At 39.5% G+C, this 24387-nt stretch carries 19 protein-coding genes; 8 read left to right on the top strand and 11 right to left on the bottom strand.

Annotation, left to right across the window (positions count from 1 at the left end):
* The first annotated feature begins 1 nt into the window (after position 1).
* Positions 2-4039, top strand: a complete 4038-nt coding sequence (locus HMJ38_RS24435) for an ATP-binding protein (RefSeq protein ID WP_194977075.1) — start codon at positions 2-4, stop codon at positions 4037-4039.
* Positions 4039-4845 carry a hypothetical protein gene (locus tag HMJ38_RS24430; RefSeq protein ID WP_194977074.1) on the top strand — a complete coding sequence of 269 codons (807 nt, stop codon included), beginning with the start codon at positions 4039-4041 and terminating at the stop codon, positions 4843-4845. The genes HMJ38_RS24435 and HMJ38_RS24430 overlap by 1 nt, the downstream gene beginning before the upstream one ends.
* A gap of 129 nt (positions 4846-4974) precedes the next feature.
* Here HMJ38_RS24430 and HMJ38_RS24425 read toward each other — a convergent pair whose 3' ends face one another.
* The 3 genes from HMJ38_RS24425 to HMJ38_RS24415 form a co-directional block, all read right to left on the bottom strand.
* Positions 4975-5442, bottom strand: coding sequence for a DUF1569 domain-containing protein (locus HMJ38_RS24425; protein ID WP_194977073.1), 468 nt, complete (start codon positions 5440-5442; stop codon positions 4975-4977).
* A gap of 94 nt (positions 5443-5536) precedes the next feature.
* Positions 5537-7933 carry a ribonucleoside-diphosphate reductase subunit alpha gene (locus HMJ38_RS24420; protein WP_194977072.1) on the bottom strand — a complete coding sequence of 799 codons (2397 nt, stop codon included), beginning with the start codon at positions 7931-7933 and terminating at the stop codon, positions 5537-5539.
* 41 nt (positions 7934-7974) lie between these two features.
* Positions 7975-8955: a ribonucleotide-diphosphate reductase subunit beta gene (locus HMJ38_RS24415; protein WP_194977071.1), complete on the bottom strand. Its 981-nt coding sequence runs from the start codon at positions 8953-8955 to the stop codon at positions 7975-7977.
* A 491-nt stretch (positions 8956-9446) separates the two neighbouring features.
* On the opposite strand from HMJ38_RS24415, the gene rplU reads away from it, so the two are divergent.
* From rplU to HMJ38_RS24395, 4 genes are all read left to right on the top strand, one after another.
* Complete coding sequence (rplU, locus tag HMJ38_RS24410; RefSeq protein ID WP_194977070.1) at positions 9447-9758, top strand: 50S ribosomal protein L21; 312 nt, start codon at positions 9447-9449, stop codon at positions 9756-9758.
* 31 nt (positions 9759-9789) lie between these two features.
* Positions 9790-10050 carry a 50S ribosomal protein L27 gene (gene rpmA, locus HMJ38_RS24405; protein WP_194977069.1) on the top strand — a complete coding sequence of 87 codons (261 nt, stop codon included), beginning with the start codon at positions 9790-9792 and terminating at the stop codon, positions 10048-10050.
* Positions 10051-10193: 143 nt separating this feature from the next.
* On the top strand, positions 10194-13262 hold the full coding sequence (locus HMJ38_RS24400) for a WD40/YVTN/BNR-like repeat-containing protein (protein ID WP_194977068.1): 3069 nt from the start codon (positions 10194-10196) through the stop codon (positions 13260-13262).
* A 430-nt stretch (positions 13263-13692) separates the two neighbouring features.
* The gene (locus HMJ38_RS24395) at positions 13693-16278 is read left to right on the top strand and encodes a zinc-dependent metalloprotease (protein WP_194977067.1); all 2586 of its coding nucleotides are present in this window, start codon (positions 13693-13695) and stop codon (positions 16276-16278) included.
* 484 nt (positions 16279-16762) lie between these two features.
* On the opposite strand, the gene HMJ38_RS24390 is transcribed toward HMJ38_RS24395, so the two are convergent.
* Both HMJ38_RS24390 and HMJ38_RS24385 read right to left on the bottom strand, forming a co-directional pair.
* Positions 16763-17122: a helix-turn-helix domain-containing protein gene (locus HMJ38_RS24390; RefSeq protein ID WP_194977066.1), complete on the bottom strand. Its 360-nt coding sequence runs from the start codon at positions 17120-17122 to the stop codon at positions 16763-16765.
* Positions 17123-17125: 3 nt separating this feature from the next.
* Complete coding sequence (locus HMJ38_RS24385) at positions 17126-17422, bottom strand: type II toxin-antitoxin system HigB family toxin (RefSeq protein WP_194977065.1); 297 nt, start codon at positions 17420-17422, stop codon at positions 17126-17128.
* A 379-nt stretch (positions 17423-17801) separates the two neighbouring features.
* On the opposite strand from HMJ38_RS24385, the gene HMJ38_RS24380 reads away from it, so the two are divergent.
* Positions 17802-18500 carry a response regulator transcription factor gene (locus HMJ38_RS24380; RefSeq protein ID WP_194977064.1) on the top strand — a complete coding sequence of 233 codons (699 nt, stop codon included), beginning with the start codon at positions 17802-17804 and terminating at the stop codon, positions 18498-18500.
* Between the two features lie 29 nt (positions 18501-18529).
* Positions 18530-19996, top strand: coding sequence for a sensor histidine kinase (locus HMJ38_RS24375; protein ID WP_194977063.1), 1467 nt, complete (start codon positions 18530-18532; stop codon positions 19994-19996).
* A gap of 82 nt (positions 19997-20078) precedes the next feature.
* Here the strand turns inward: HMJ38_RS24375 and HMJ38_RS24370 are convergent, their stop codons facing one another.
* The 6 genes from HMJ38_RS24370 to HMJ38_RS24345 form a co-directional block, all read right to left on the bottom strand.
* Entirely contained in the window at positions 20079-20519 is a 441-nt protein-coding gene (locus HMJ38_RS24370; protein ID WP_194977062.1) for a DM13 domain-containing protein, read from the bottom strand.
* Positions 20520-20530: 11 nt separating this feature from the next.
* Entirely contained in the window at positions 20531-21193 is a 663-nt protein-coding gene (locus tag HMJ38_RS24365; RefSeq protein WP_194977061.1) for a Crp/Fnr family transcriptional regulator, read from the bottom strand.
* Positions 21190-22059: a hypothetical protein gene (locus HMJ38_RS24360; RefSeq protein ID WP_194977060.1), complete on the bottom strand. Its 870-nt coding sequence runs from the start codon at positions 22057-22059 to the stop codon at positions 21190-21192. The genes HMJ38_RS24365 and HMJ38_RS24360 overlap by 4 nt, the downstream gene beginning before the upstream one ends.
* A 44-nt stretch (positions 22060-22103) precedes the next feature.
* The gene (locus tag HMJ38_RS24355) at positions 22104-22547 is read right to left on the bottom strand and encodes a DM13 domain-containing protein (protein WP_194977059.1); all 444 of its coding nucleotides are present in this window, start codon (positions 22545-22547) and stop codon (positions 22104-22106) included.
* Positions 22548-22830: 283 nt separating this feature from the next.
* A complete protein-coding gene (locus HMJ38_RS24350) occupies positions 22831-23883 on the bottom strand; it encodes a CNNM domain-containing protein (protein ID WP_194977058.1) in 1053 nt (350 codons plus the stop codon).
* A gap of 182 nt (positions 23884-24065) precedes the next feature.
* Positions 24066-24371 (bottom strand): hypothetical protein, encoded by a 306-nt coding sequence (locus HMJ38_RS24345; RefSeq protein WP_194977057.1) that lies wholly within the window; start codon positions 24369-24371, stop codon positions 24066-24068.
* Between the last annotated feature and the right edge of the window lie 16 nt (positions 24372-24387).

Here is a 24387-nt window from a genome sequence, read left to right as displayed (position 1 = left end):
TATGAATAATATTTGTCCATATACCGGTTTAAGGTCATTTACTGAGGATGAAAGCATTTATTTCAAAGGCAGAGATCATCAGATAGATCAGCTTACTGCTTTGTTGGAACAGAATAAGTTCCTGATGGTGACCGGTGCATCAGGTGAAGGGAAATCATCTTTGATTTATGCCGGGTTGATTCCCAATGCCCGTGCGGGCTTCTTTAAAGCGAAATATACCAATTGGGTGGTTGCTGACTTCCGTCCTGAGCGCAGTCCAGTAAAAAATATGGCCTCAGCCATTGCAGATAAATTCAATATTCTTGATCCCACAGTTGAAACTGAATTGAGAAGAGGATTTTCTTCCCTGATTGATCTCTACACCAATTCGAATTTTTATATCGATGAGTCGGATGAAAAGTGGCAGCAATTAGAGGAAACAGAACAAAGAAAACGGAAGAGAAAATCTGCCAATCTGATGATCATTGTGGATCAGTTTGAGGAATTTTTCACCAATCCGGAAAACTTCTACAAGGAAGCCCCTTCTCAGGACTCGCAAATTGTAGTGAATCTGATTTTGGAAACTGCAAGGATTGCCCTCAAAAAGAACATACCCGTGTATGTGGTCTGTACCATGCGTTCAGATTATATTGGTCAGTGCTCTGCATTCAGAGGACTTCCGGAATATATTGGTTTTTCACAGTTTTTCGTGCCTCGATTAAAACGAAAAGATCTAAAACAGGTCGTAGAGGAACCTGCGATATTGAGTGGAAACAGGATTTCCCAAAGGTTGATTGAAAGGTTGGTTTATGATCTGTCAGAAGGCTTGGATCAACTCCCTATTTTGCAGCATGCCTTGACTCAGATATGGCTGGCTGCAGATAGTGGGTCTGAGGAAATGGACCTCATTCATTATGCAAAAGTCGGGGGGATGGCTGCTAATGAATTACCGGAAAATGATCAAAAAATATTTCTGCAATGGTTCAAAACTTTACCGGAACATCAGCGGGTATATTATCATCAGACCGGTTTAAGTAAGGTTATTGAAATCCATGCCAGTATTTTATATGAAAATGAATGGGAATATTACAATAAGACAAATCCTGAAAATCCCATTTCCCAGCAAGAAGCCAAGCGTATGATTGCATTGACTTTTAGCGGACTTACAAAAATTGACAATAGTAGGGCAGTGAGAAATCGGATTAGTCTGAGGGAGTTAACTGAAATCATCAATACCCCTAATCTTAATTCCAAGGTTGTGGGTGGAGTTCTGAATATTTTCAGGGAGGAAGGTAATTCATTTATCAGACCGTTCAAGACAGAAGATCCTGAAACCCACATCTTACAAGATGAAACAGTTTTGGATATTACCCATGAAAGTTTGATCAGAAATTGGAATAAACTCAATGCTTGGGCCAATCAGGAATTTGAGTTTTACAGCACCTATCTGGATTTTAAAAAGCAATTGGATCGTTGGAAGGACAATGGAAAAAGTAGGGATTTTTTACTTCCGATCGGGCCCTTGTCCTTTTTTGAAAACTGGTATGAGGAATGTAAACCGAATGTGGGTTGGATCAAAAGGTATTCTGAGATCAAAGAAAATGATGAAATAAGGACGAAGGAAGCTCAAAATCTTCTGACTGAAATCCAGGAGTTTCTGAAACGAAGCAGTAGAAATGTATTTTTTACGAGGACTTTTATGAAGTATGGTCCCCAAAGGATAGGTACTTTTTTTGCTATCTTGGTGATGGTCGTATTAAGTGGGTTTTATTGGTATGATGCAGAACAGAAAGCTAACGAACGGGTCATTGAACGTACCAGAAAGGAGTCCCTGATATTTCTGAACAGTCCGGAGGTAAATAATCAAAATAAAGCGATTTATCTGCTTGCAGAGGAACGGTTTGGATCTGGTTACTTGACTTCCTTCTTGACTTCTATGAATCAGAAAGACAGAATTTCTCAGGCCATTGATACTTATAAATTTTTGATTTACGTCGATAAGCATATTGAAGATCCTATCAAGGGTTTGCTTGTGGATTTCATCTATAAGGATCTTCAATCACCTGATGCAGCAATTGAATCAGATTATATTTTGGCACAGACAAATAGGTTTTTACTTATTCTGATGAGGGATAACTATTACAGCCCCTCCATAGAGAATGAAAAAATCATATCAGATTTAACAGAAAGCAATAAGAATCGAGTAGTTGATTTCTATAAAGGAACAGGGCAGTTTAGTCCGTCTATCCCCTTTGAACTTAATTTGGCCATTCAGCTTTGGCTTACCAATGGCAAAGTTTCTTTGGATGAGATTAATGAAGTTCTTCAGACCATTTCGCCTGCTGAAAGTGAGAAGGGGAGAAATGCTTTCTCTCGATATTATCCAAAGGGAAGTTTTGAACCCAATGGAAGACAGCCAACTGATTTTAACAATGGGTATCACACTTTGGCATCACTTTATGCTGGTAAAGGAGATATCGAAGGGGTGGAGTGGGCTTTTCAACAATTACTTAATAATGGCCAAAGAGAGTACTTTGAATTGGGAAGGGTATTCAATAACCACCAAAATATTTTGGGGTATTTATACCAATATAAGTTTAGGGATTTAGCGCCAAGGTTAGTGAAATGGATTGCCACCAATACCTTTGACAACCCTGAAATAACGGTTTACAGAAACACTGTAATCCGTTCAGGGTATATTTCACATTTATATGTTGGTGCTAATCTTGAACCTCAGGCCTTAAGGTCTTACCGTGGTTATATTTACCCTAATCTATTCTTTTCAGACCGATATGTTTATGACCAGATGAGTGAGGATTATGAATTATATATCAATCAGATCAAAGACCCCTCAGAACGCAATTATCAATTGGCCATCAATACCAAAAGAAAGGCTGTTTTTACCCATAAATATTGGTTTGACCGTCAATTGGAAATCAAACAGGATTTGTTAGATTCTTGGTTGGACACTGCGTTTGAATACTATTCGAAGTTAGACGCCAACTTTTTAGAAGAAAAAATAGCTTCAACTATCCCATATTATAATGATGGGGTTAGAACCACACAGCCTTCCAGAAAGGAATTGTTTATTTATCCCGATTACCGGGATGGTTGGTTCAGTTGGAACTACCATTCAGATATGTTCTATCAGTACATGGATAGAAAAGGGCTGCTGTCAAAAATGTTCACAACGGGGGATGATTTACAGAGTATCCACTTCTGGATTGCCAAAGCATTTGAAATTAAGGCATTTCCTCCTCCAGGTACAGATAACAACGATTATCCACTGTCAGATGAAACGATAAGTCATGTGGTGAGATTTATGGAAGAACATCCAAAAGGAGAAGAGGTCGATAAAAATCTGTTTTATCTGATTTTAGCAAACAGGGCATTTGATAGGGCAGATACGACGAAAGGATTTGAATATTATCGAAAATTCGATCAACAGGCAATTTCAAGATCTTCCAATAAATATGAATATGTGGAAAAAAACTTCTTTCTCAACATGATGACCCAGCTTTCGGCCAATTTGGTGCAGTATGGGAAGATTAAGGAATCTGTTGAATTGGCGGAAAGATTTCCAGGTGAGGCTGAAAAAGCTTTCCCTTATATAGCGATGGCCAAAAGAGCCTATAAGAGTAATTCCGATCCCCGGGCTTTTGTTTTTTTGGATTCTGTTTCTGCCAAAACAGCAAACTTGGATTTTAATATTCTATTTCCCTCATTGGATAGCAGACCCTACTTCATCAATGTACTATCCACCATTGGCAGTCAAAGGATCAATAGCCTTGCCCGCGAAATTTTGAGGGATATTCCTGAGCAAAGGAAATTTGAAGCAGTATATCAATTGGTCTCTGGATTGGCAAGAGAAGGTAATTATTACAGGGCATTGATGGCAATCCCAAACAACCTTACAGAGTCTCAGGATTTGCAATGCAGAGGCTTGATTTTGTTGGAAGCTTCCAAAAGAAAGGAACTGGAATCCGCTGATAGTCGCTGGAAAGAATTGGACAATTTTCTGGAATGGACTGAAACATATTATAATTTCTTGATAAACTGATGAAGAAATACATTACATATTATTACCTGCTATTTGTCCTTTTGGTGATGGGTGCATTTGCTTCCATGGCACAGAACAGCTACGGGTTCAAAATTATGGGGTTGGTTGCCTTTATTTTCGGTTTGTTGTTTGTTACCCAGTTGGTTTATGTTTTTAGGAATAAATCAAAAATTGATTACCTGGTTATTTGCGAACTGATAGGATTGATTACCATTTCAATTATCCTGGGTTTAAGGGTGTATTATATTCATTTTGAATTGGTCGAATTATTATTTGGATTAGCAGGTGGCCTATTAATGGCTGTTTATGGTGTAAAAGCAGTTCAGCTATTCAAAGAAATCAGTAAGAAAAATAAGGTATTGGCTTTGCTGGTTTTTTGTTTTTACACAAGTTTGATTTTGTATATCTTATCCATGACAATAATTCCATTCTTGCCTGTTTTTTCTGAAGTTTTCGGGATTCTTGCCTTTGTTTTACTGATACTTTTCGCCGTAGTTTCTTTTAAGAAAAAGCAAATGAATTATGGGTCTGAGAAAGCCACCTCTATTGCAGTTATCGTTGGGAATAAGGACAGGTCCATCGTCCTAATATCCCTTTTTCTATTATTTACAGTGTACATGGGGCTATCCAAAGTGGAAGTGCTTCCCAAAATGTATTCAGACGAATTTCCCCAAGCCTATTTTGAATTGGTCAACACGGCAGAGATGGGTCAGGGTGAAGCCGTAGATGGAAAATACAAGCATGAAGAATTCAAGGAGAAGTTTGAAAAGTTCCTGGAGAATTCAGAAAGAAGGAATGTTTGGTAGGATTGTTAATCTTAAGACGTAAGATGCAACACATAAGACGCAAGAATCAAGAATCAAGAATCAAGACGTAAGACACAAGACGTAAGACAAAAAACAAATAGTCCTGAACCCTTATTTTTTCTGGCTAGATCAACTTTTATTGTTACTCAACCAAACTCCGAATTGCTTGAAATGGTGCATGCTGTGTTTGTAGTGAAATCTGTCCCATTCCTCCTTATTGAGGTGTCCGAACCTGGGATGGACTTCGGATGCACCATCATGTTGTTCATAATAGGTAATATATTCTTCCCAAGCCTGTAGAAGTGCTTCTTTGGCTTTTTCCAGATCAGGATGTTTTAAGGGATAAAGTTCGCCTGTATCATTAGGTGGCGTAATGCCCATTCCCATTTCCAGCTCCGTAAACAAGAGATTTTTTTTGGCAATAAGTGCCCTTTCACTTGGAGTAAAGGTTGGGTATTTTATTTTGCCAATAGATAACTTGAGCGTTATGGTCAAATGCTCTACCATATGTTGTGCAGTCATTTTACCAAATAGGGGTTTTGTGTCATCTTTGAGCATTTTCAAGGAATCCTGAATTTGAGATGCTGTAAGTACCATGAGATTGAGGTTTTTAAATTCAATAGAAATATAATAAAAAAGCGCCTGACATTGTCAAGCGCTTTTTTCCATCAAACGAACTCTAAAATAATTTTTAACTTCCGCACATTTCGCAATCATCAGGATTATCCAATGAACATGCGATGGCATCTTGATTTTTTGATTTTTCCAGTGCAGGGGCTGCTTGGACTGCTTTCTCTGCATCCCTAGCGGATTTGTCCACTGTAAACTGAATCGCTGCGGTTGCAGCTTGTGACCTGAGATAGTACATACCCGTTTTGAGACCTTTTTTCCAAGCATAGAAATGCATAGAAGTAAGTTTTCCAAAATTCGGATCCTGCATAAAGACATTCATACTCTGTGATTGACAGATATATGCACCTCTATCAGCAGACATGTCTATGACAATTTTCTGAGATATTTCCCAAACTGTTTTATAGATGTCTTTGATGTTCTGAGGAATACCAGGGATATTTTTCACAGATCCGTTGGCAGCGATCAGCCTGTTTTTCATGGCATCATTCCACAATCCCAAATGAATCAAATCTTTCATCAGGTGCTTGTTGACCACTATAAATTCACCGGATAGAGTTCTTCTGGTATAAATGTTAGAAGTGTAAGGCTCAAAACATTCATTGTTACCCAAAATCTGGGAAGTAGAGGCAGTAGGCATGGGTGCTACCAATAGCGAGTTTCTAATGCCGAATTTCTTTACTTTCTCTTTCAATTCATCCCAAGCCCATCTTCCGGATTTCGGAGTGACACCCCACATATCAAATTGGAAGATCCCTTTGGATGCAGGTGAACCCTCATAAGTTTCATAAGTACCCTCTACTTTGGCCAATTCCATTGAAGTCTCCATGGAAGCGTAGTAGATGGTCTCAAAAATATCTTCATTGAGTCCTTTGGCTTCTTCTGAATCAAAAGGCATCCTGAGCATGATAAAGGTATCTGCTAAACCTTGTACACCCAATCCGATTGGCCTGTGGCGGAAGTTGGATTTTCTTGCTTCCTCAACAGGATAAAAATTGACATCAATTACCTTGTTCAGGTTGCGGGTAGCTACTTTGGTGATTTCGTATAATTTCTGATGGTCAAAGTATTTTTTTCCATCACTTCCAGTCACCACGTACTTAGGTAGGGCGATCGAAGCTAGGTTACATACTGCTACTTCGTCAGGAGCGGTGTATTCTATGATCTCCGTGCAAAGATTCGAAGACTTGATCGTACCTAGGTTTTGTTGATTGGACTTCTTATTGGCAGAATCCTTGTACAACATGTAAGGCGTACCTGTCTCGATTTGAGATTCAAGGATTTCAAACCAAAGATCCTGTGCTTTGATGGTTTCCCTTGCTTTTCCTTCCCTCTCGTATTTTTCATACAATCTCTCAAATTCCTCACCATGACAGTCGGACAATCCTGGTGCTTCGTTAGGGCAGAAAAGAGACCACTCGTCATTTTGCTCAACACGTTTCATGAACAAATCCGGAATCCACATGGCATAGAACAAATCCCTTGCCCGCATTTCTTCCTTACCATGGTTTCTCTTCAACTCCAGAAAATCTTTGACATCTGCATGCCACGGTTCCAGGTAGATGGCAAAGCTTCCTTTTCTTTTACCACCGCCCTGATCTACATAGCGGGCTGTCATGTCAAAGTTTCTCAACATGGGCACTATTCCATTCGAAACTCCGTTTGTGCCTTTGATGTAGCTTCCTTTTGCCCTTATATGATGTATGGACAAGCCGATTCCTCCAGCGGATTGTGAAATTTTGGCACACTGCTTCAGCGTATCATAAATCCCATCAATGCTATCATCTTTCATTGTTAATAGGAAACAGGAAGAAAGCTGCGGTTTTGGGGTTCCGGCATTGAAAAGGGTAGGAGTGGCATGGGTAAACCATTTCTGAGACAATAGGTGGTAGGTCTCAATGGCCGCATCAATATCCTCTTTATGAATACCTACAGCTACCCTCATCAACATGTGCTGAGGTCGTTCGACAACTTTCCCATCCAATCTGATCAGGTAACTTCTTTCCAGGGTTTTGAATCCGAAGTAATCATAATCAAAATCTCTATTATAGTCTATTGCTTCATCAAGTTTAGCAGCATGTTTTTTCACTACTCCATAGACATCAGATGCTATTAAAGCTGCATTGGCACCTGTATTGGGATTGATGTAAGTATACAGCCTTTTCATGGTATTGGAAAAGGACTGGGAAGTAGTTTTGTGCAGGTTTGATGTGGCAATCCTTGCCGCCAATACAGCATAATCAGGATGCTGTACGGTTAAAGAAGCACATACTTCCGCTGCTAGGTTGTCCAGTTCTGTGGTAGTGACACCATCATAAAGACCGTCAATGACTTTCTTGGCAACCTCGATTGGATGGATGTACCTGCCATCAAGGTTATAGCAGAGATTTTCAATTCTTGTGGTGATCTTATCGAATCTCACTGATTCGCGTCGACCGTCTCTTTTTATTACAAGCATATTTTCAAATGGATTTTGGGTTGGTGGGGAATAAATTGTACTTAGAAATCTTCACCTATGGAGAATTTAGGTGACTCAACCAATTCTTTGGATTTCATGACTCCTGCTTTCTGGTAGTCACCCACTCTTTTTTCAAAGAAGTTGGTTTTGCCCTGAAGGGAGATCATATCCATAAAGTCAAACGGATTGGTGCTGTTCCAAACTTTAGCACAACCCAATTCAACCAAAAGCCTGTCGGCAACAAATTCAATATATTGGCACATGAGATCTGAATTCATGCCTATCAGTTTTACGGGCAAAGCATCAGTGACAAATTCTTTTTCTATATCAACAGCATCCTTGATAATGGCAGTCACCGTTTCTTTTGGTAAAGGCTGCACTACATGTTCTGTATAGAGATGACATGCAAAATCACAATGTAGCCCTTCGTCTCTTGATATTAATTCGTTTGAAAAAGTCAATCCGGGCATCAGACCTCTTTTCTTTAACCAAAAAATAGAACAGAAAGACCCTGAGAAGAAGATTCCTTCCACAGCAGCGAAAGCAACCAATCTTTCCTGAAAATTTCCGTTGTCAATCCATCTAAGTGCCCATTCAGCTTTCTTTTTTACACAGTCAATGTGTTCGATAGCATTCAAAAGCTTGTCCCTCTCCATATTGTCCTTGATGTAAGTGTCGATAAGAAGGCTATATGTTTCGGAATGAATATTTTCCATGGCAATCTGAAAGCCATAAAAGAATTTGGCTTCTGTATATTGTACTTCAGCTACAAAGTGTTCGGCCAGATTTTCATTAACTATGCCATCACTTGCTGCGAAAAATGCCAAAACGTGGGAAATAAAATGTCTTTCTCCATCATTCAGGTTTTTCCAGTCTTTTAAATCCTGACTTAAATCAATTTCTTCTGCAGTCCAAAAACTAGCCTCGGCCTTTTTATAATACTGCCATATGTCGTCGTGCTGAATGGGGAATAAAACGAATCTGTTTTTGTTTTCTTGAAGGATTGGTTCTTGATTTTGCATTATAATGTTGGTTTTTTGCGTGAATCTTCGTGTGATTGTTGAAGGCTTCAAGTCTTTACTTATGATACTGGATAGAAAAGGCCGTCGATTCAGAACAGCCTTCAACAAATATGATGAACTATTCTGAAAAATAAAACCCTCTAAACGTCTAAAATGTTCGTTTTTTGACCTTTGGTCAAATATAATTTAAATAATTATAAAATAGATAGTTATGATATTTTAATTAAAGTATAGATTTAATTAATGTGTTCACTAAGGGCCATTAAAACTTTTTTTCATAAGACAGAAAAAATATTTTTGAATGATTCATGAGTTGTTTTTTGACCACTGGTCAAATTATTTTTAGCCATAAGTGTAGCTAAAAAAGAGTCCTTGAATTAGGCTAGATCATTGATTAGGATTGTTTTATAGTTTGATTTCCAGGTATATTTTTTTCTTCCAAAAACAATATTTATATTTGCACCTCAATTTCCTAAAGCATTAAAACATATATGTACGCAATTGTTAACATCGCAGGAAAGCAGTTCAAAGTAACTAAAGATCAGTTTGTTTATGCACCTAAGTTGCAGGGCGAATCTGGCGCTTCCGTGGAGTTTGATGAGGTATTGTTGGCAGATGACAACGGTACAATATCAATAGGGGCACCTACATTATCAGGTGCCAAGGTATCAGGAAAAATTCTTGATCATGTAAAGGGTGACAAAGTAATCGTCTTCAAAAAGAAAAGAAGAAAAGGTTACAAAAAGAAAAATGGTCACAGACAGGACTTTACAAAAGTATTAATCGAAAATATTTCTATATAAGATTTCTTCGAAATCCTAAACGTATAAAATTATGGCTCACAAGAAAGGTGTCGGTAGTTCCAGAAACGGAAGAGAATCTCATAGTAAAAGACTGGGTGTTAAAAAATTCGGTGGCGAGGCAGTAATTGCCGGAAATATCATTGTTAGACAAAGAGGAACCAAGCATCACCCTGGCGAAAATGTAGGTGTTGGTAAAGACCATACATTATTTGCATTGTCTGATGGTAAGGTTGAATTCAAAAAGAAATATGACGGCAAGTCCTATGTAAGTATAGTGTCTGCCCAAGCATAATACATCATTACAATTATAAAAAGGCCTTCCGAATTCGGAAGGCCTTTTTTGCTTTAGACCAAATAAACTCCAATGGTCACTTTTTTCAATTAATTCAGCTGTATTAGCCTTAAATTTCATTACGCAAATCTAAACTTCATGCTATGAAAAATACAATACGCTTGATCTTGGTTTTTGGACTGTTCTTTTCCTTTGGTTTTCAAAAGGAAGGCTGGTCCCAGACCTACAATGAAAAAATTTATGATGCAGTACAATGGCGAATGGTAGGTCCTCATAGAGGGGGAAGAGCCGCGGCAGTAGCTGGAGTAGCATCCGAAAGAAATACATTTTATTTTGGTGCCACCGGCGGAGGTGTATGGAAAACCACCGATGGCGGCAAAACCTGGGGCAATATTTCAGATGGGTTCTTTGGAGGATCCATAGGGGCCGTAGCAGTGGCCGATTCTGATCCCAATATCATTTTTGTAGGAGGAGGGGAAAAAACCGTCAGAGGAAATGTTTCCTATGGGTATGGAATATGGAAAAGTACCGATGCCGGAAAAACCTGGGAACACCTAGGAATGGAGGAATCCCGTTTTATTTCCAGAATTAGGATTCACCCGACAAATCCTAACATTGTTTACGCTGCCATTTTAGGGGATATATTCAAACCTACTGAAATGCGCGGTGTGTACAAATCAATAGATGGTGGAAAGACATGGGACAGGAAGCTTTTTGCAAGTCAAGTGGCCGGAGCCGTTGATCTGATTCTTGACCCAAAAAATCCGGATATCCTGTACGCAACGACTTGGGATATCAAGAGGACTCCTTACAGCCTTGAAAGCGGCGGAGAAAATTCCAAGATGTTCAAGAGTACGGATGGTGGTGAAAATTGGAAAGAAATCTCCCGAAATGAAGGCTTACCGGAAGGAACTTTAGGCATCATGGGTATCACTGTTTCTCCATTAAATTCCAACAGACTTTGGGCAATCATCGAAAACCTGAACGGGGGTGTTTTCAGGTCAGATGATGGTGGAGATACTTGGGAAAAAACCAACGAAGACAGAAATCTTAGACAAAGGGCATGGTATTATACCAGAATATATGCCGACACCCAAAGTGACAGTACAGTATATGTCATGAATGTAAGCTATCATAAATCAACCGATGGTGGAAAGACCTTCAAAGGATCCAATGCACCTCATGGTGATCATCATGATCTCTGGATTGACCCGAATGACAACCAAAGAATGATCATCGCTGATGATGGTGGTGCGCAAGTATCCTTTGATGGTGGTGAGTCTTGGTCAACTTACATGAACCAACCCACCTCACAATTTTACAGGGTGACTACTGATAATCATTTTCCTTACAGAATCTATGGCGCACAGCAGGACAATTCCACCATGCGTATCAACCATAGAAATGAGGGTGCCGGAATTACAGAAAATGATTGGCAAGTAAGTGCTGGCAGTGAAAGTGGTTGGTTGGCTGTAGATCCTACAGATAATGACGTAGTTTACGGTGGTAACTATGGTGGATTGCTTCAGATGCTCAACCATAGGACAGGTGCGAGAAGAAATGTGAATGTCTATCCTGACAACCCAATGGGCCATGGTGCAGAGGGAATGAAATACCGTTTTCAGTGGAATTTCCCGATCTTCTTTTCCCCACATGATCCGAAGGTACTGTACACCACTTCCAACCAATTTCACAGGTCAACAAACGGGGGACAGACTTGGGAGACCTTCAGCCCTGATCTGACCAGAAATGCCAAGGAAAAATTGGGGCCTTCAGGTGGTCCGATTACCAAAGACAATACATCAGTAGAATATTATAGTACCATTTTCGCTGCCACAGAATCTCCTTTGAAAAAAGGTGTGCTTTGGGCCGGATCGGATGATGGGCTTGTCCATGTTTCTGTAGACAATGGAAAAACCTGGGAAAACGTTACCCCAAATGATCTTCCTGAGTGGATTCAGATCAACAGCATGGAAGGACATCCTTTTGAAGAAGGAGGATTATATTTAGCTGCAACTTCTTATAAGAACGGCGACTTTGCTCCTTATTTGTACAAAACTACTGATTATGGAAAGTCATGGGCGAAGATTGTTGATGGAATTGATGCCCAGCATTTTACCAGAGTAGTCCGTGCAGATCCGGCAAAAAAAGGAATTCTGTATGCCGGTACCGAAACGGGCATGTACATTTCTTTCAATGATGGCGGATCTTGGCAGCCATTTCAGTTGAACCTGCCAATTGTTCCGATCACTGACCTGACCATTAAGGAAAACAACCTGATCGCGGCAACCCAGGGAAGAAGTTTCTGGATCATTGATGACCTAACTGTCATCCATCAATTGTCAGAAAATATCGGGAATAAACCCTTTCACTTATTCAGGCCACAGGATTCCTATCGATTGGACGGCGTAAGAAGAGAATCCAAGACAGCCGGGACCAATAGGCCGGGAGGAGTTTTGGTTTATTATCACCTGAAAGAGGAGCCCAAGGAAGAGGTCAGGTTAGAATTTTATGATAATCAAAAAAACCTCATCAAGGAATTTTCCTCGAAGGGAATTGAAAATGATACTTTGAAACACAAAACAGGTTCAAACGAATTTAATTGGAATTTAAGGATACCTGATGCCAAAGGATTTGAAGGAATGATCATGTGGTCAGGACCATTGAGAGGGCCAAAAGTAGTCCCAGGAAATTACATGGTTAGGTTGATTGTAGATGGGCAATCACAGGATCAGAGTTTTAAAGTATTGCCGGATTTGAGATATGATGCTACTCAGGAGGACCTGCAGGCACAGTATGATTTTCTGCTCAAAGTCAGGGATAAGCTGACTGAGACCCATGAAACAATTACGCTGATCAGAAAATACAAGGCTGAACTCGATACCATAGTTCAAAAAAATCCAAGACAAAAAAGAAGGATAGAACCTATTGTGAATGCCATTTCAGACATTGAAAAAGAGCTTTATCAAACCCAAAACAGGAGTGGTCAGGATCCATTGAATTATCCGATCAGGTTGAACAATAAGCTGGCGCACCTGAATTCCATTGTCGGAACCGGAGAATTCAGGCCAACGGATGGGGCAGAGGAAGTAAGGGTAGAAATAACCAGACAAATCGATATTCAGCTTACAAAATTCAGAGAAATTGAGAAGTCCCAGATTTCAAACATTTTGAATATTGAGGAGATGAAAGCTGAGTTGGAGAAGAAGTGAGGTTACGAGACGGAAGACCGAAGACGGAAGAATTGGGTTTTTAGTCCTTTATTTTTAACAACTTAGATTAATAAGACATGCCATCCCAAATTAAAAATTGGAGTGGCATGTTTTTTTTATTCTTCGTGAAGTGCAAAGGGGTATCAAATTTGAATCAGAAAGAATTATTTGGCTGATTTCGACCAAACATTCTTATCATATATGGGTATTATAAGTATCCCAAATGATACTAATAATCCTCAAGAGCCTATTGCTATTTTGTCAATCAAATTCTGCCAAAGATATAAGTCCGAAACTTCGGTCTTCGGTCTCCCGTCCTTTAAAATTAACATCCAACTTGAAATAGACATTAAGGGATTTTAACAAAATTCAATTACACTCCTCTAAAAAGTATTTGTATATTTCAAAGAAATTTCAATAATAGAGAACAATGATTAAACCAACGAAGCTATATATCCTTTCAGCCACATTGATGCTGGCTATAGGATTTGGATCTGTGCATGAAGTACAGGCACAAAGGAAAAAGAAAAAAGCAGAAACCACAGCGGCAGCTGCCCCTGCACCTGAGAAAAAGCCCGAAAAGAAAAAAATGGAAGATGTGGTCAAAGGCCATAAAAAGTTTGAAGGTCTTTTTACTTTCTATCAGGACACCACGAGCGGCGAATTGAAAATGCTCATCAGCAAAGAACAATTGGGCAATGAATACCTGTACTTTTCACAAGTAGGAGATGGAGTGACTGAAGCGGGGAACTTTCGCGGCTCCTATGGGGAAAATAAAATTTTCAAAATTGAAAGGTATTTCAACCGCGTAGAATTCGTCAGTCAAAATACCTCCTACTACTTTGATCCAGAAAATCCGCTTAGCCGTTCTGCCGATGCCAATATCAGCCCCGGAATTATGGCAAGTGCCAAAATTGAATTTGATGATCCAGAAAAGGGTCTTATTCTGATCAAAGCAGACAATTTATTTTTAAGAGAAACTTTTTCAAGAATAAAAAGACCTCCTTTTCCGGGAGAGTCTCCTACCTCATTTAAATTAGGAAATCTGGACAGTGAAAAAACAAAAGTGCTTGCGGTCAGGAATTATGAAAAAAATACTGATTTGGCAGTAGAATATGTGTATTCCAATCCTTCTGTTCTTAATGGAGGTTCTTCCGCTGTAACTGATGGTAGGAACGTATCCATTAAAGTATATCACTCCTTAATAGAATTACCGGACAGCGGATACGAACCACGATTTGACGATCCAAGGGTTGGTTATTTTACCACTAAAGTCACTGATATGACTTCAAGCAGTCCGACACCCTACAGGGATTTGATTCATCGTTGGGATTTGAGGAAAAAAGATCCAAATGCAGCTATATCCGAACCAATCGAACCGATAGTATGGTGGATTGAGAATTCAACACCGCTTGAATGGAGACCGACGATCATGAACGCGGTATTGGAATGGAATAAGGCTTTTGAAAAAGCAGGGTTTAAAAATGCTGTTCAAGTGATGATCCAACCGGATGATGCAGATTGGGATGCAGGCGATATCCGCTACAATGTGTTGAGATGGACAAGTTCACCCAATCCTCCATTTGGTGGGTATGGACCGAGTTTCGTCAATCCTAGAACCGGACAGATTTTAGGTTCTGATATCATGTTGGAGTTTGTCTACCATACCAATAGAGTGGTTTATGACAGGCTATTCGGTGAGGAAACTACTTCGGAAATCGAAAATGGCACCTGGCATAATGGACATTTTTGTACTGTAGGATCGCATTTACAGAATAACATGATGTTTGGTCAGGCATTTTTACGTGCAAGCGGTGCTTCCGATCTTGAAATGGAAGGCATGAAAATGGAAGCCATGACAGAACTCCTGATGCATGAGGTTGGCCATACTTTGGGACTGAACCATAATATGAAAGCTTCTCAATTGTATTCACCAGCACAATTGGCAGACAAAAACTTTATTGAGGGAAAAGCTTTAACAGGTTCGGTTATGGATTATCTGGCGATAAACCTTTCTCCTGACAAAGAAACCCAGAGTCATTACTTTACCACCACAATAGGTCCTTATGATGTTTGGGCTATTGAATTTGGATATATGCCTGTAGAGAATGAAAATGAATTGAATGCAATTTTGGCCAAATCCACCCAACCGGAACTTACCTTCGGCAATGATGCCGATGATATGAGATCACCGGGCAAAGCCATTGATCCAAGAGTAATGATCGGTGACCTTTCCAATGATCAGATTGGTTATTCAATCCACATGATGGAGACCTCCAAAAACCTCATGAAAGAAATCAAAGAGAAATACACCAAAGACGGCGAATCTTATCAGGAACTTGTACAGGCTTACGGTGTATTGATGAATCAGTATAGCACAGCAGGGGGCGTCATGTCCAGGTTTATTGGTGGTGTATATGTAGATCGGGCGATGGCAGGTCAGGAAGGCGCAACACAACCTTACACTCCTGTAAGCCTTGCGGATCAAAAAAGGGCAATGACTGCATTGAGCAAATATATGTTTGCACCCAACGCCTATGATATCCCCAATGACCTGATCAATTACCTGGCAAGGCAGAGGAGAGGTTTTGACTTTTTCTCAGGACCGGAGGATCCTAAAATCCATCAGCAGGTATTGAGATCACAGAAAAATGTACTGGCTCATTTGACCCATCCAAACACACTACAGAGAATGGTGGATTCGGAATTGTATGGCAATGAATACAACCTGGCAACATACATGAACGACCTGACCAAAGCCATCTTCGATGCGGATATCAATGGCAATGTCAATTCCTTCAGACAGAACCTGCAGATGGAGTATGTGAATACCCTCAAAGGCATGGTTTCAGGAAATACAAGCAACAGGTACAACCACCTGGCTAAATCAGCAGCCTTGTATAACCTGAATTATATCAAGGGCAAAGCAAACAATGCCGGTGGGAATCTATCCTCCAAAGCCCATAAGGATCATTTGAAATTATTGATTTCCAATACCCTTGAGGAAGTCAAATAATATTGATTATCCCTCCAGAAGAAACCTCAGGCCTTGTCGGGCTGAGGTTTTTTTTATGAATTCATCGAACCCATGAAATAAAGCTATGGGACCTATTGACCTGATAAAATGTGTATAGTTGGAACGAAGTTCTCAATGTCTCTTTGAGTAGTAGAAATTTGCATTTACAGAAAGAGGAATTACTTCCAACTAACCAAACCTACGTCAGGCAGGAGTCATCCTGATCAGAATCGAATTATGACGATCAATAGGAATGCGGCTTTAGCCCATTCACAAATAAATTTATAAATACATATTGGCTTTAGCCAAAAAAGAGAGGCAGGAATTATAGAGAGGGTATTGGTTTGGCTAAAGCCCGGGGAGATTGGGATGCTTTTTTTCTCCAGCTAAAGCAGGAGGCAATTGATAATTTAGGATAAATTTCACTTTCATTAGTAGTCTTCGGTTGGGAACTATTTAACAGGCATTTAAATTTTTTTCCAAATCAAACACCCAAGACAATAGAGGCATCAATATCCAATTTGCGGCTTATCTCCCTTGCTATTTTTAAAGTGGGTTCACTTTTTCCATTTAAGTATTCACTGATTCTTGAGGTGCTTACTCCAAGTAATTCTGAGAGATTTTTTTGGTTGAGACCTCTTTCATTCATTCTAATCTTGATAATATCAGAAAGAGTCGGTGGTAGAATAGGATGAAAAGTTTCCTCATAATCCGCAACCATAGCGGATAGCAGGTTTAATTCCATGTACCCTTTTGCATCCTGATTTTCTATATTTTCGGGATTGGAAAGCAGTTCTTCAATCCTTTCGATAATCGCATTATATTCTTTTTCAGTTTTGATCATGGCTTAGATATTTTGGATGTCTTTTATTTTGTCATATTCTGCATGGGTGCCAATAAACCTGATATAAATTTTCTTAGCATTGAATGAAATGATGGTGATCAGTCGATAAGTATTCCCCTTGATATTAAATACAAATCTGTGATTGCCAACATAATCTACAGCGTTAAAATCTTTTTTAATATCATTGAATGATTCCCATTCTTTTTTACTTGATACTGAATACCAAAAGCGCAAAGGCATTTCAGCATCTGCATGTTTTTCGGAAAATTCTTTGATCCTTTTAAAGGTAATTATGCGCATGGATAATTAATCAACTTTAGAATAGTTCTATAATTCGAAACAAAATTACAAAAAATAAAATTTACTTCTCAAATAAATGGTCAGGAAATTTTGACCATGGAAAGATCGAACTTTTCAATACCTGTCCATCGGGGCGGAGCCTTAAGTGAATCCATGGGAAAAGGAAATCAATAGAGGAAATTATAAACCGGATGGGCCTACCTGCAGGCCAAATATATGTAGCAAACTAGCTCCTTGTTTATGGACTTCTTTTGTTTAAAACCGACAGATTCTTTTTTGTCTTTGATAATTAATGGGAAGAAAAACACCTTCGTTTCCTTTCGTGATACTTTCGTGAATATTTCGATTTACTTTTATTGGTATTTACAACAAGCCAATTATGAAAAAGGTACTGGTAGTCGAAGATGACCCAAATATCAGCCAATTGATTCAGATTCACCTCAAGGACTTGGGATACCAGATCCAGATTTCGAATAATGGCCGGCTTGGGTATGAACTAGCTTCCTCGGGTTTGTTTGACCTGATAATCCTAGACATCATGCTTCCAGAGATGGATGGCATAAGCATTTGTCAAAAGCTCAGGGCATTGGATAATTTCACCCCTATCCTGATGATCACAGCCAAATCCGAAGAAATTGATAAAGTGATGGGATTGGAATCCGGTGCTGATGATTACATCACCAAGCCTTTCAAAATCAGGGAATTTATTGCGAGGGTAAAAGCCATAATGAGAAGACAGGACCAATTTATTCTTTTGAGGAATAAAAATGAGGATGCCGTAAAGTTTGAAAACCTGGAGATAGATGAAAAAAGGAGAAAAGTTCTATTAAACCAAAAGAGAATTGACCTGACTCCCAAAGAATTTGACCTGCTGATGCTATTGGCCAGAAGTCCGGGCAGGAGTTACAGCAGGTCGGAGCTTTTGGAACTGATCTGGGGATATGACTTCAGTGGCTATGAACATACCGTCAATGCCCATATCAACCGCCTGAGGTCAAAAATCGAGATTGATGCCAATAATCCAAATTTTATCCTGACCACCTGGGGCATCGGCTATCGCTTTAATGACGAATGGTAAAACCCTTTTGACAATAAAAATTTGATTGTATGAAAAGTCTATATTGGAGAATTTCTTTGGTTTTTACCCTCGTGATGATGGTAGTGGGCTTTACCTACATCCTGATCACAACCATTGCTTCTAAAAACTATTTTCTGGAAACTACCCAAAAACTGAATGCCTCAGTCGCTGAATACCTGGTCAAAGAAGCTCCCCCGTTCAAAAACGGAGAGGTAAATGAGGAAGCCTTGGGTGTAATCATGCATTCCATGATGGCCGTCAATCCAAGTATTGAAGTGTTTCTCCTAGATCCTGATGGGGAGATACTGTCTTTTGTGGTATTAGACTCCAAGGTCAAACTTAAAAGGGTCGATATCAATCCTGTAAAAGAATTTATAGAAACACGAGGAGCTAAGTTTATTTTAGGAGATGACCCCAGGGCAAATGGCTATCAGACTATTTTCTCGGCCACTTCAGTTATCGAAGATGGAAAACTTCTAGGATATGTGTATATCACCTTGGCAAGTGAAAAATTTGAGGAGGTGGCAGCAGGTCTATTGGGGAGTTATTGGCTTAAATTGACTTTGGAATCCTTTCTGGTAACCATGGTTGTTGCCTTATTGATAGGATTTATCCTGACTGCACTTCTTACCAAAAACCTCCGAGAAATAGTCAAAACGGTAAGTAAGTTTAAAGATGGAGACCTTCAAGTAAGGATTCCCGAAATGAAGACCAACTCTGAACTTTCATTACTTGCCTCTACATTCAACAACATGGCGGACAATATTCTTCATAATATGGACGAACTCAAAAAAGTGGATAGTCTAAGGCGGGAATTGATCGCCAATGTATCCCATGATCTCCGTAATCCATTGGCCGTGATCAACGGATATGTCGAGACCATGATGATCAAGGGTGATCAGATCACTGAATCTGAAAGGGAGCAATACCTGAAAATCATCTCTGATTCCTCAGACCGCCTCACCAAACTCGTAGCGGATTTATTTGAGTTGTCCAAACTTGAATCGGGTCAGATGCAGTTGAAATTAGAGCCTTTCCGGATTCAGGAATTGCTTTTTGACGCTTGCCTTAAGTTTGAACTTTTGGCCAAAGCCAAAAAAATAGACCTTATCGCAGACATTTCTCCTTCACTTCCTGTGGTGGAAGCAGACCTGTATTTATTGGATAGGGTAATCCAAAACCTCATTGACAACGCTGTCAAATATGCTCCCGAAAACGGAAAGATAACCCTCAAAGCTTTTTATTGCGAAACCACCTACAAAGTCTGTGTGAGTATCAAAAATACAGGTTCGGGAATACCCCAGAAAGATTTGGATTTACTCTTTGAGCGGTATTATATGGTCGATAGGGACAAAAAAGGAATTGAAGGCTCCGGTTTGGGTTTGGCAATTGTCAAAAAGATATTGGAAGTCCACAATTCAAACATCCAGGTCTTTTCAGATTCTTCCACTTTTACCGAATTTGTCTTTGAACTTGATCCGATGCAGGCCAATTAATTAAACCCCCGATTGAAATAAACAAAAAAGGGAGATGAATCCTCATCCCCCATTTTGACAAATAAACAAACCAAACAAAACGTTATTCCAGTAGGGCATTTCCAAAAGGAATGGCAGCTGCTCCACACCAGATGATCGTGTGAGTAAACTTTTCGTCTTTATTGCCTTGAAGTTCATAGAAATGTGCACCGGGTCTATTTGCCAATCCCAACAACTGAAAACTTCCACTTTCATTTAATCTCAATGAAGAAGAGGTAGATAGGTAGACAGTGACCGTACCTGTGGAAAACTTTGTCGTGAAATTTTCACTCAGGGAAATATAAAATTTTCCCGCCTGATCTTTTACAAGTTGAACGGTTCCCCTGGTCCCTGCTCCACTCTGATTTGATAAGGCGCCGCTCTTGAGCACTTCTAGTGGACCGGTGACCAAGACAGGATCATCCATAGGAATTTCTTCCGACATGTTATCGCAGGACAACAGAAATCCTATTATAAAAACTAAAATTATATTTGAATTTTTCATCTTGAATTGGTTTAATTGTGGAAATTTGACAGGCTTCTGAACAGAATCCGGTCCCTTGAATAAATGATTTTCTTTTTGTTTTTAAGTTCATTCATGACTACTGTCACTGTTTGCCGGCTGGTATCCGCAAGTTTTGCAATGTCATCGTGAGACAGCCATATTTTCAGCAAAGTTTCATCTCCAAATTTCTGACCTGCTTTTTGGGCAAGGTTTAGGAGCGTTTCTTTGATACGATAAGCGGCATTGTTGTTTAATAGCCTTTGGTGCCGGAGTTTTATATTTTTGAAATCTTCCAAAACAAGGTTTGAAATACCCGTAACCAAGTTGGGAACATTGTCAAAATTGAATTCCGAGAGCTTGATATAATGGATTTCGGTAGCATCAGAAAGTGCAATGGCAGACTTATTATAATGCACATCAGGATGGAATAAGGCATCCCATTCTCCGAATATTTGTCCTTCAGTCTTGATGTCATGGATAACCTGATTACCGGACACAACTAATTCACAAAGTTTCACAGAACCGCTTTTGACCAGGAAAAGCTTGTTTGCCAATTCCCCCTGATGGTAAAGGGTTTGGAATTTCCCCAGTTTTTTGAATGGCAGAAACATCAAACCATTGGGATAGGTGCTTTTTTCTGAGGTATAGTCTAATATTTTATTGATGTCATTCATTTTGTAGGAGGTTTAAGGTTATAAAAGACACCAATTCCAAAGACTCCTGCAGAGTAGATGTTTTTTCTTTGGAACAGGAGGTCATTGAAATTGCGGTAGGTAAGACTTAAGTGGAAATCCTTATAGACAGGAGCACTGAGACCTAAACTGTAGCTGGTGTATTCTGTGCCGTCACCCCTTACAAAATCTGTCACTTCGGTAATTTCATCAACAGCGGTCAGGCCATTCATCCGCACATTGAACCAAACCATATCAGCAATCTTATAGCCTAATTCCACCCCAACAGCAATCTGATCACTGAATGAAATCCCATCATATTGTGTCCTGTAATTGTAAGACCCATATAGGGATCCGTAAAATGGGAAATCCCCCAATGCAAACGAAGTTGCCAAAGTAGTCCAGACGTTGAATTCGCCATCGCCACTTGGAAGATTGATTCTTTCAAAATCATTAACCGTGCTGTTTGCAAAATTATTGGCCTTACCTGTTGGGATTTCGGGAGCGACGCTGATGGCTAATGGAAAATATTTTTTCAACAAAGCATGTTTGAATTCTACTCTCAGGTCTCCAAGGCCAGAAACAGTCTCGGTAGTTTCAAAACCATTGAAGTTCTGCAAAGGCAAATTGGTAATGATGGTGAATTTGTCTGTTACCCCATATTCCCCATAAAAGACAATGCTTTGCTGGTGAAACCTGTTGGTAACCAACTTTTCTCCATCAAGGGTAAAGTAATCTTTGGAATTGAAAGTAGAAAATGAGGTCTGGAAAAAACCTTCTCCTTTTGATTTGGTCCAGCCGCTCTGACCACTGACTTCTTGGACAACAAACACCAATGCCAAAATCTGGAAGAATTTTATGTTTTTCATGATTGGAGAGTTAAGTATCCCTGTTACGCCGGGCCTTTGGTTAATTATTGCAACCTTGCATTTCCAAAAGGAATCCCAACCGATCCACACCATAGGATCACATGGGAATACTTTCCTAAATCTGTTCCAGGCGGTATCCTAAAGAAGTTTTCCCCTGCATTTCTAACAGGACCGACCAACAATAAATTGGGATTGCCATTTGCCGGATCAGGGGTAAATGTATCGGAAGTAGACAGGTACACTGTTACAGTTCCTGTTCCCAAAGCCGTCCTGAAAGCACTATTGAATGCCAAAAACACAGTTCCTTGACTGTCTGACCCGATCGAAGCCGTTCCCGCACTTCCTGCGCCGTTTTGGTCTGTGAAAGTTCCCGAGCGCTGTGCTGTAAGGGTACCGTTTGGTAGTGCAGAATCGATGATAATTGGATCTGTGTCTTCGGAACATGCCGCAAAGATGACCACAGCTAGAAATAGAATTACTTTTCTCATAATAAGTTTGATTTTGATTTGATCAAAATTGACCATGAGTTATCACAAAAAAATCACGGAATAGTAAAGGATTTATAATTGAGCAGTTACCGACTAATAAACCGGATAGAACGCTCAGCCTGGGAGGCTTAAAAGTAAATGTCCAAATCAAAACTAATGAAGCTTAAATGACAGAAATGGGATAACATCTGTCATCGGACATCCTTCTGAAAAAAATGCTTGTTGGCGAGAATTCAACGAAATAGCTACATGTTACTGGCAAAGAAGCGGATAACCACTATCGCTATTTCGCATTTTTTAAAAATTCATATTTCTTTTGTTTCTCCTGCCATCTTTTCATGGCAAATTGCTGCATATCTTCTACTTTATCTTTCTCATCAACAATCTCAAAACCAAGCAACGTTTCAATGATATCTTCCAAGGTTGTAATACCGTCCATCCCACCATATTCGTCCATTATCAATGATATATGTTCCTTTTTTTGAAGCAATTCTTCCCAAGCGTCAAATAAGGTAATGTCCTCTGTAAATGTTATGATGTCCCGTTTGATGTCTTTTAACCTTAAATCAAACTGATCTTCCGCTAATTTCTCAAAAACCAATTCCCTAAAAATATAACCCGTGATATTGTCTTTGTTATCCTGGAAGATTGGAATCCTGGAAAAGTGCAAGAACTCTTTATTCTTCAAAAATTCCTGTAAGGTCATATCTTCATTGGCGGTGACCACGACAATTCTTGGGGTCATTACTTCTTTTATTTTTAGACTCTTGAGTTTAATCAGATTTTGGATGATTTTATTTTCTTTATCTGCAAAAATCCCTTCTTGCGTACCAATACTGGCCAATGCGGAAATCTCTTCCCGACTTGTAGTAAGTTCTGATTTTTCCCTTGACAGCATTTTTGTCAAAATGGAAGACATCCAAACCAATGGATAGGTAAAGAAAACCATTCCTTTGATAATTTTTGAGCTGATTGCTACTAACTCCTTACTGTAATTTGCCCCAAGCGTTTTTGGTATTATTTCGGTTAGGACCAAAATCAAAATGGTCAGAACTGCTGATACAATCCCAAAAGAAGCTTCCCCAAAAACAATCGTAGCCTGAGCGCCAACACCTGCTGCCCCCACTGTATGCGCTACAGTATTTAATGACAAAATCGCAGATAAGGGTTTATCAATATCTTCCTTAAGCGCAATCATGGCATCTGCACTTTTGTCTCCGTTTTCGGATTTTGATTTTAAAAATGAAAGAGGAACAGATAATAGCACAGCTTCCATTATCGAACATAAAAAGGAAGTAAAAAGAGCAATGAAAAGGTAAATGAGTAATAGTGTCATATCTTATGAAATCCCCCATTTACAATTTATTAGATGTTAAAATACAAGCATCCTTTATTTTTATATCAGGAAATACTGGTATTACCCACCCATGAGGTATTCGGACTCAAAGATTGCAGAAATATTTCAATTACTTAAATATCAAAGGAAAAATTACCTTCAGCGCATTCTTTGGGGATTACCTAGGAGACCTGACAGATTTCCAAAACCTGCCAAGTCTGATCAAAATTACCCATCGACCCACTGCCGAACACTGACAATTCACCAAAAAGGTCAGTGAGTTCGGTAAAAAGGCGAGAGAGTTCTCCCCGGAGACGAACTTGTGGACCAAAAAGGTGAGTCAGTTCACCAAAAAGGTGAACTGGGTAGGTAAAAAGGTGAGTGAGTTCACCTTTGAAGTGGGGGGGGGTACTTCCGAAGTACCCCCCCCCCACTTGGGAAGTACCCCTTGTCTCGTCCTGAAAATGGTTGACACTTTTGTTTTTCAAATATAGTCAGTGTTTC

It is taken from the genome of Aquiflexum lacus, assembly GCF_015476655.1.
GTDB lineage: Bacteria > Bacteroidota > Bacteroidia > Cytophagales > Cyclobacteriaceae > Aquiflexum > Aquiflexum lacus.
The sequence above is the reverse complement of the archived record's forward strand: the minus strand, read 5'-3'. Positions and strand labels throughout refer to the sequence as shown.

Bases quoted from the DNA above. Each gene is read 5' to 3' on its own strand.
- HMJ38_RS24435 (WP_194977075.1), top strand. From the start codon at position 2: ATGAATAATATTTGTCCATATACCGGTTTAAGGTCATTTACTGAGGAT.
- HMJ38_RS24430 (WP_194977074.1), top strand. From the start codon at position 4,039: ATGAAGAAATACATTACATATTATTACCTGCTATTTGTCCTTTTGGTG.
- HMJ38_RS24425 (WP_194977073.1), bottom strand. From the start codon at position 5,442: ATGGTACTTACAGCATCTCAAATTCAGGATTCCTTGAAAATGCTCAAA.
- HMJ38_RS24420 (WP_194977072.1), bottom strand. From the start codon at position 7,933: ATGCTTGTAATAAAAAGAGACGGTCGACGCGAATCAGTGAGATTCGAT.
- HMJ38_RS24415 (WP_194977071.1), bottom strand. From the start codon at position 8,955: ATGCAAAATCAAGAACCAATCCTTCAAGAAAACAAAAACAGATTCGTT.
- rplU (WP_194977070.1), top strand. From the start codon at position 9,447: ATGTACGCAATTGTTAACATCGCAGGAAAGCAGTTCAAAGTAACTAAA.
- rpmA (WP_194977069.1), top strand. From the start codon at position 9,790: ATGGCTCACAAGAAAGGTGTCGGTAGTTCCAGAAACGGAAGAGAATCT.
- HMJ38_RS24400 (WP_194977068.1), top strand. From the start codon at position 10,194: ATGAAAAATACAATACGCTTGATCTTGGTTTTTGGACTGTTCTTTTCC.
- HMJ38_RS24395 (WP_194977067.1), top strand. From the start codon at position 13,693: ATGATTAAACCAACGAAGCTATATATCCTTTCAGCCACATTGATGCTG.
- HMJ38_RS24390 (WP_194977066.1), bottom strand. From the start codon at position 17,122: ATGATCAAAACTGAAAAAGAATATAATGCGATTATCGAAAGGATTGAA.
- HMJ38_RS24385 (WP_194977065.1), bottom strand. From the start codon at position 17,422: ATGCGCATAATTACCTTTAAAAGGATCAAAGAATTTTCCGAAAAACAT.
- HMJ38_RS24380 (WP_194977064.1), top strand. From the start codon at position 17,802: ATGAAAAAGGTACTGGTAGTCGAAGATGACCCAAATATCAGCCAATTG.
- HMJ38_RS24375 (WP_194977063.1), top strand. From the start codon at position 18,530: ATGAAAAGTCTATATTGGAGAATTTCTTTGGTTTTTACCCTCGTGATG.
- HMJ38_RS24370 (WP_194977062.1), bottom strand. From the start codon at position 20,519: ATGAAAAATTCAAATATAATTTTAGTTTTTATAATAGGATTTCTGTTG.
- HMJ38_RS24365 (WP_194977061.1), bottom strand. From the start codon at position 21,193: ATGAATGACATCAATAAAATATTAGACTATACCTCAGAAAAAAGCACC.
- HMJ38_RS24360 (WP_194977060.1), bottom strand. From the start codon at position 22,059: ATGAAAAACATAAAATTCTTCCAGATTTTGGCATTGGTGTTTGTTGTC.
- HMJ38_RS24355 (WP_194977059.1), bottom strand. From the start codon at position 22,547: ATGAGAAAAGTAATTCTATTTCTAGCTGTGGTCATCTTTGCGGCATGT.
- HMJ38_RS24350 (WP_194977058.1), bottom strand. From the start codon at position 23,883: ATGACACTATTACTCATTTACCTTTTCATTGCTCTTTTTACTTCCTTT.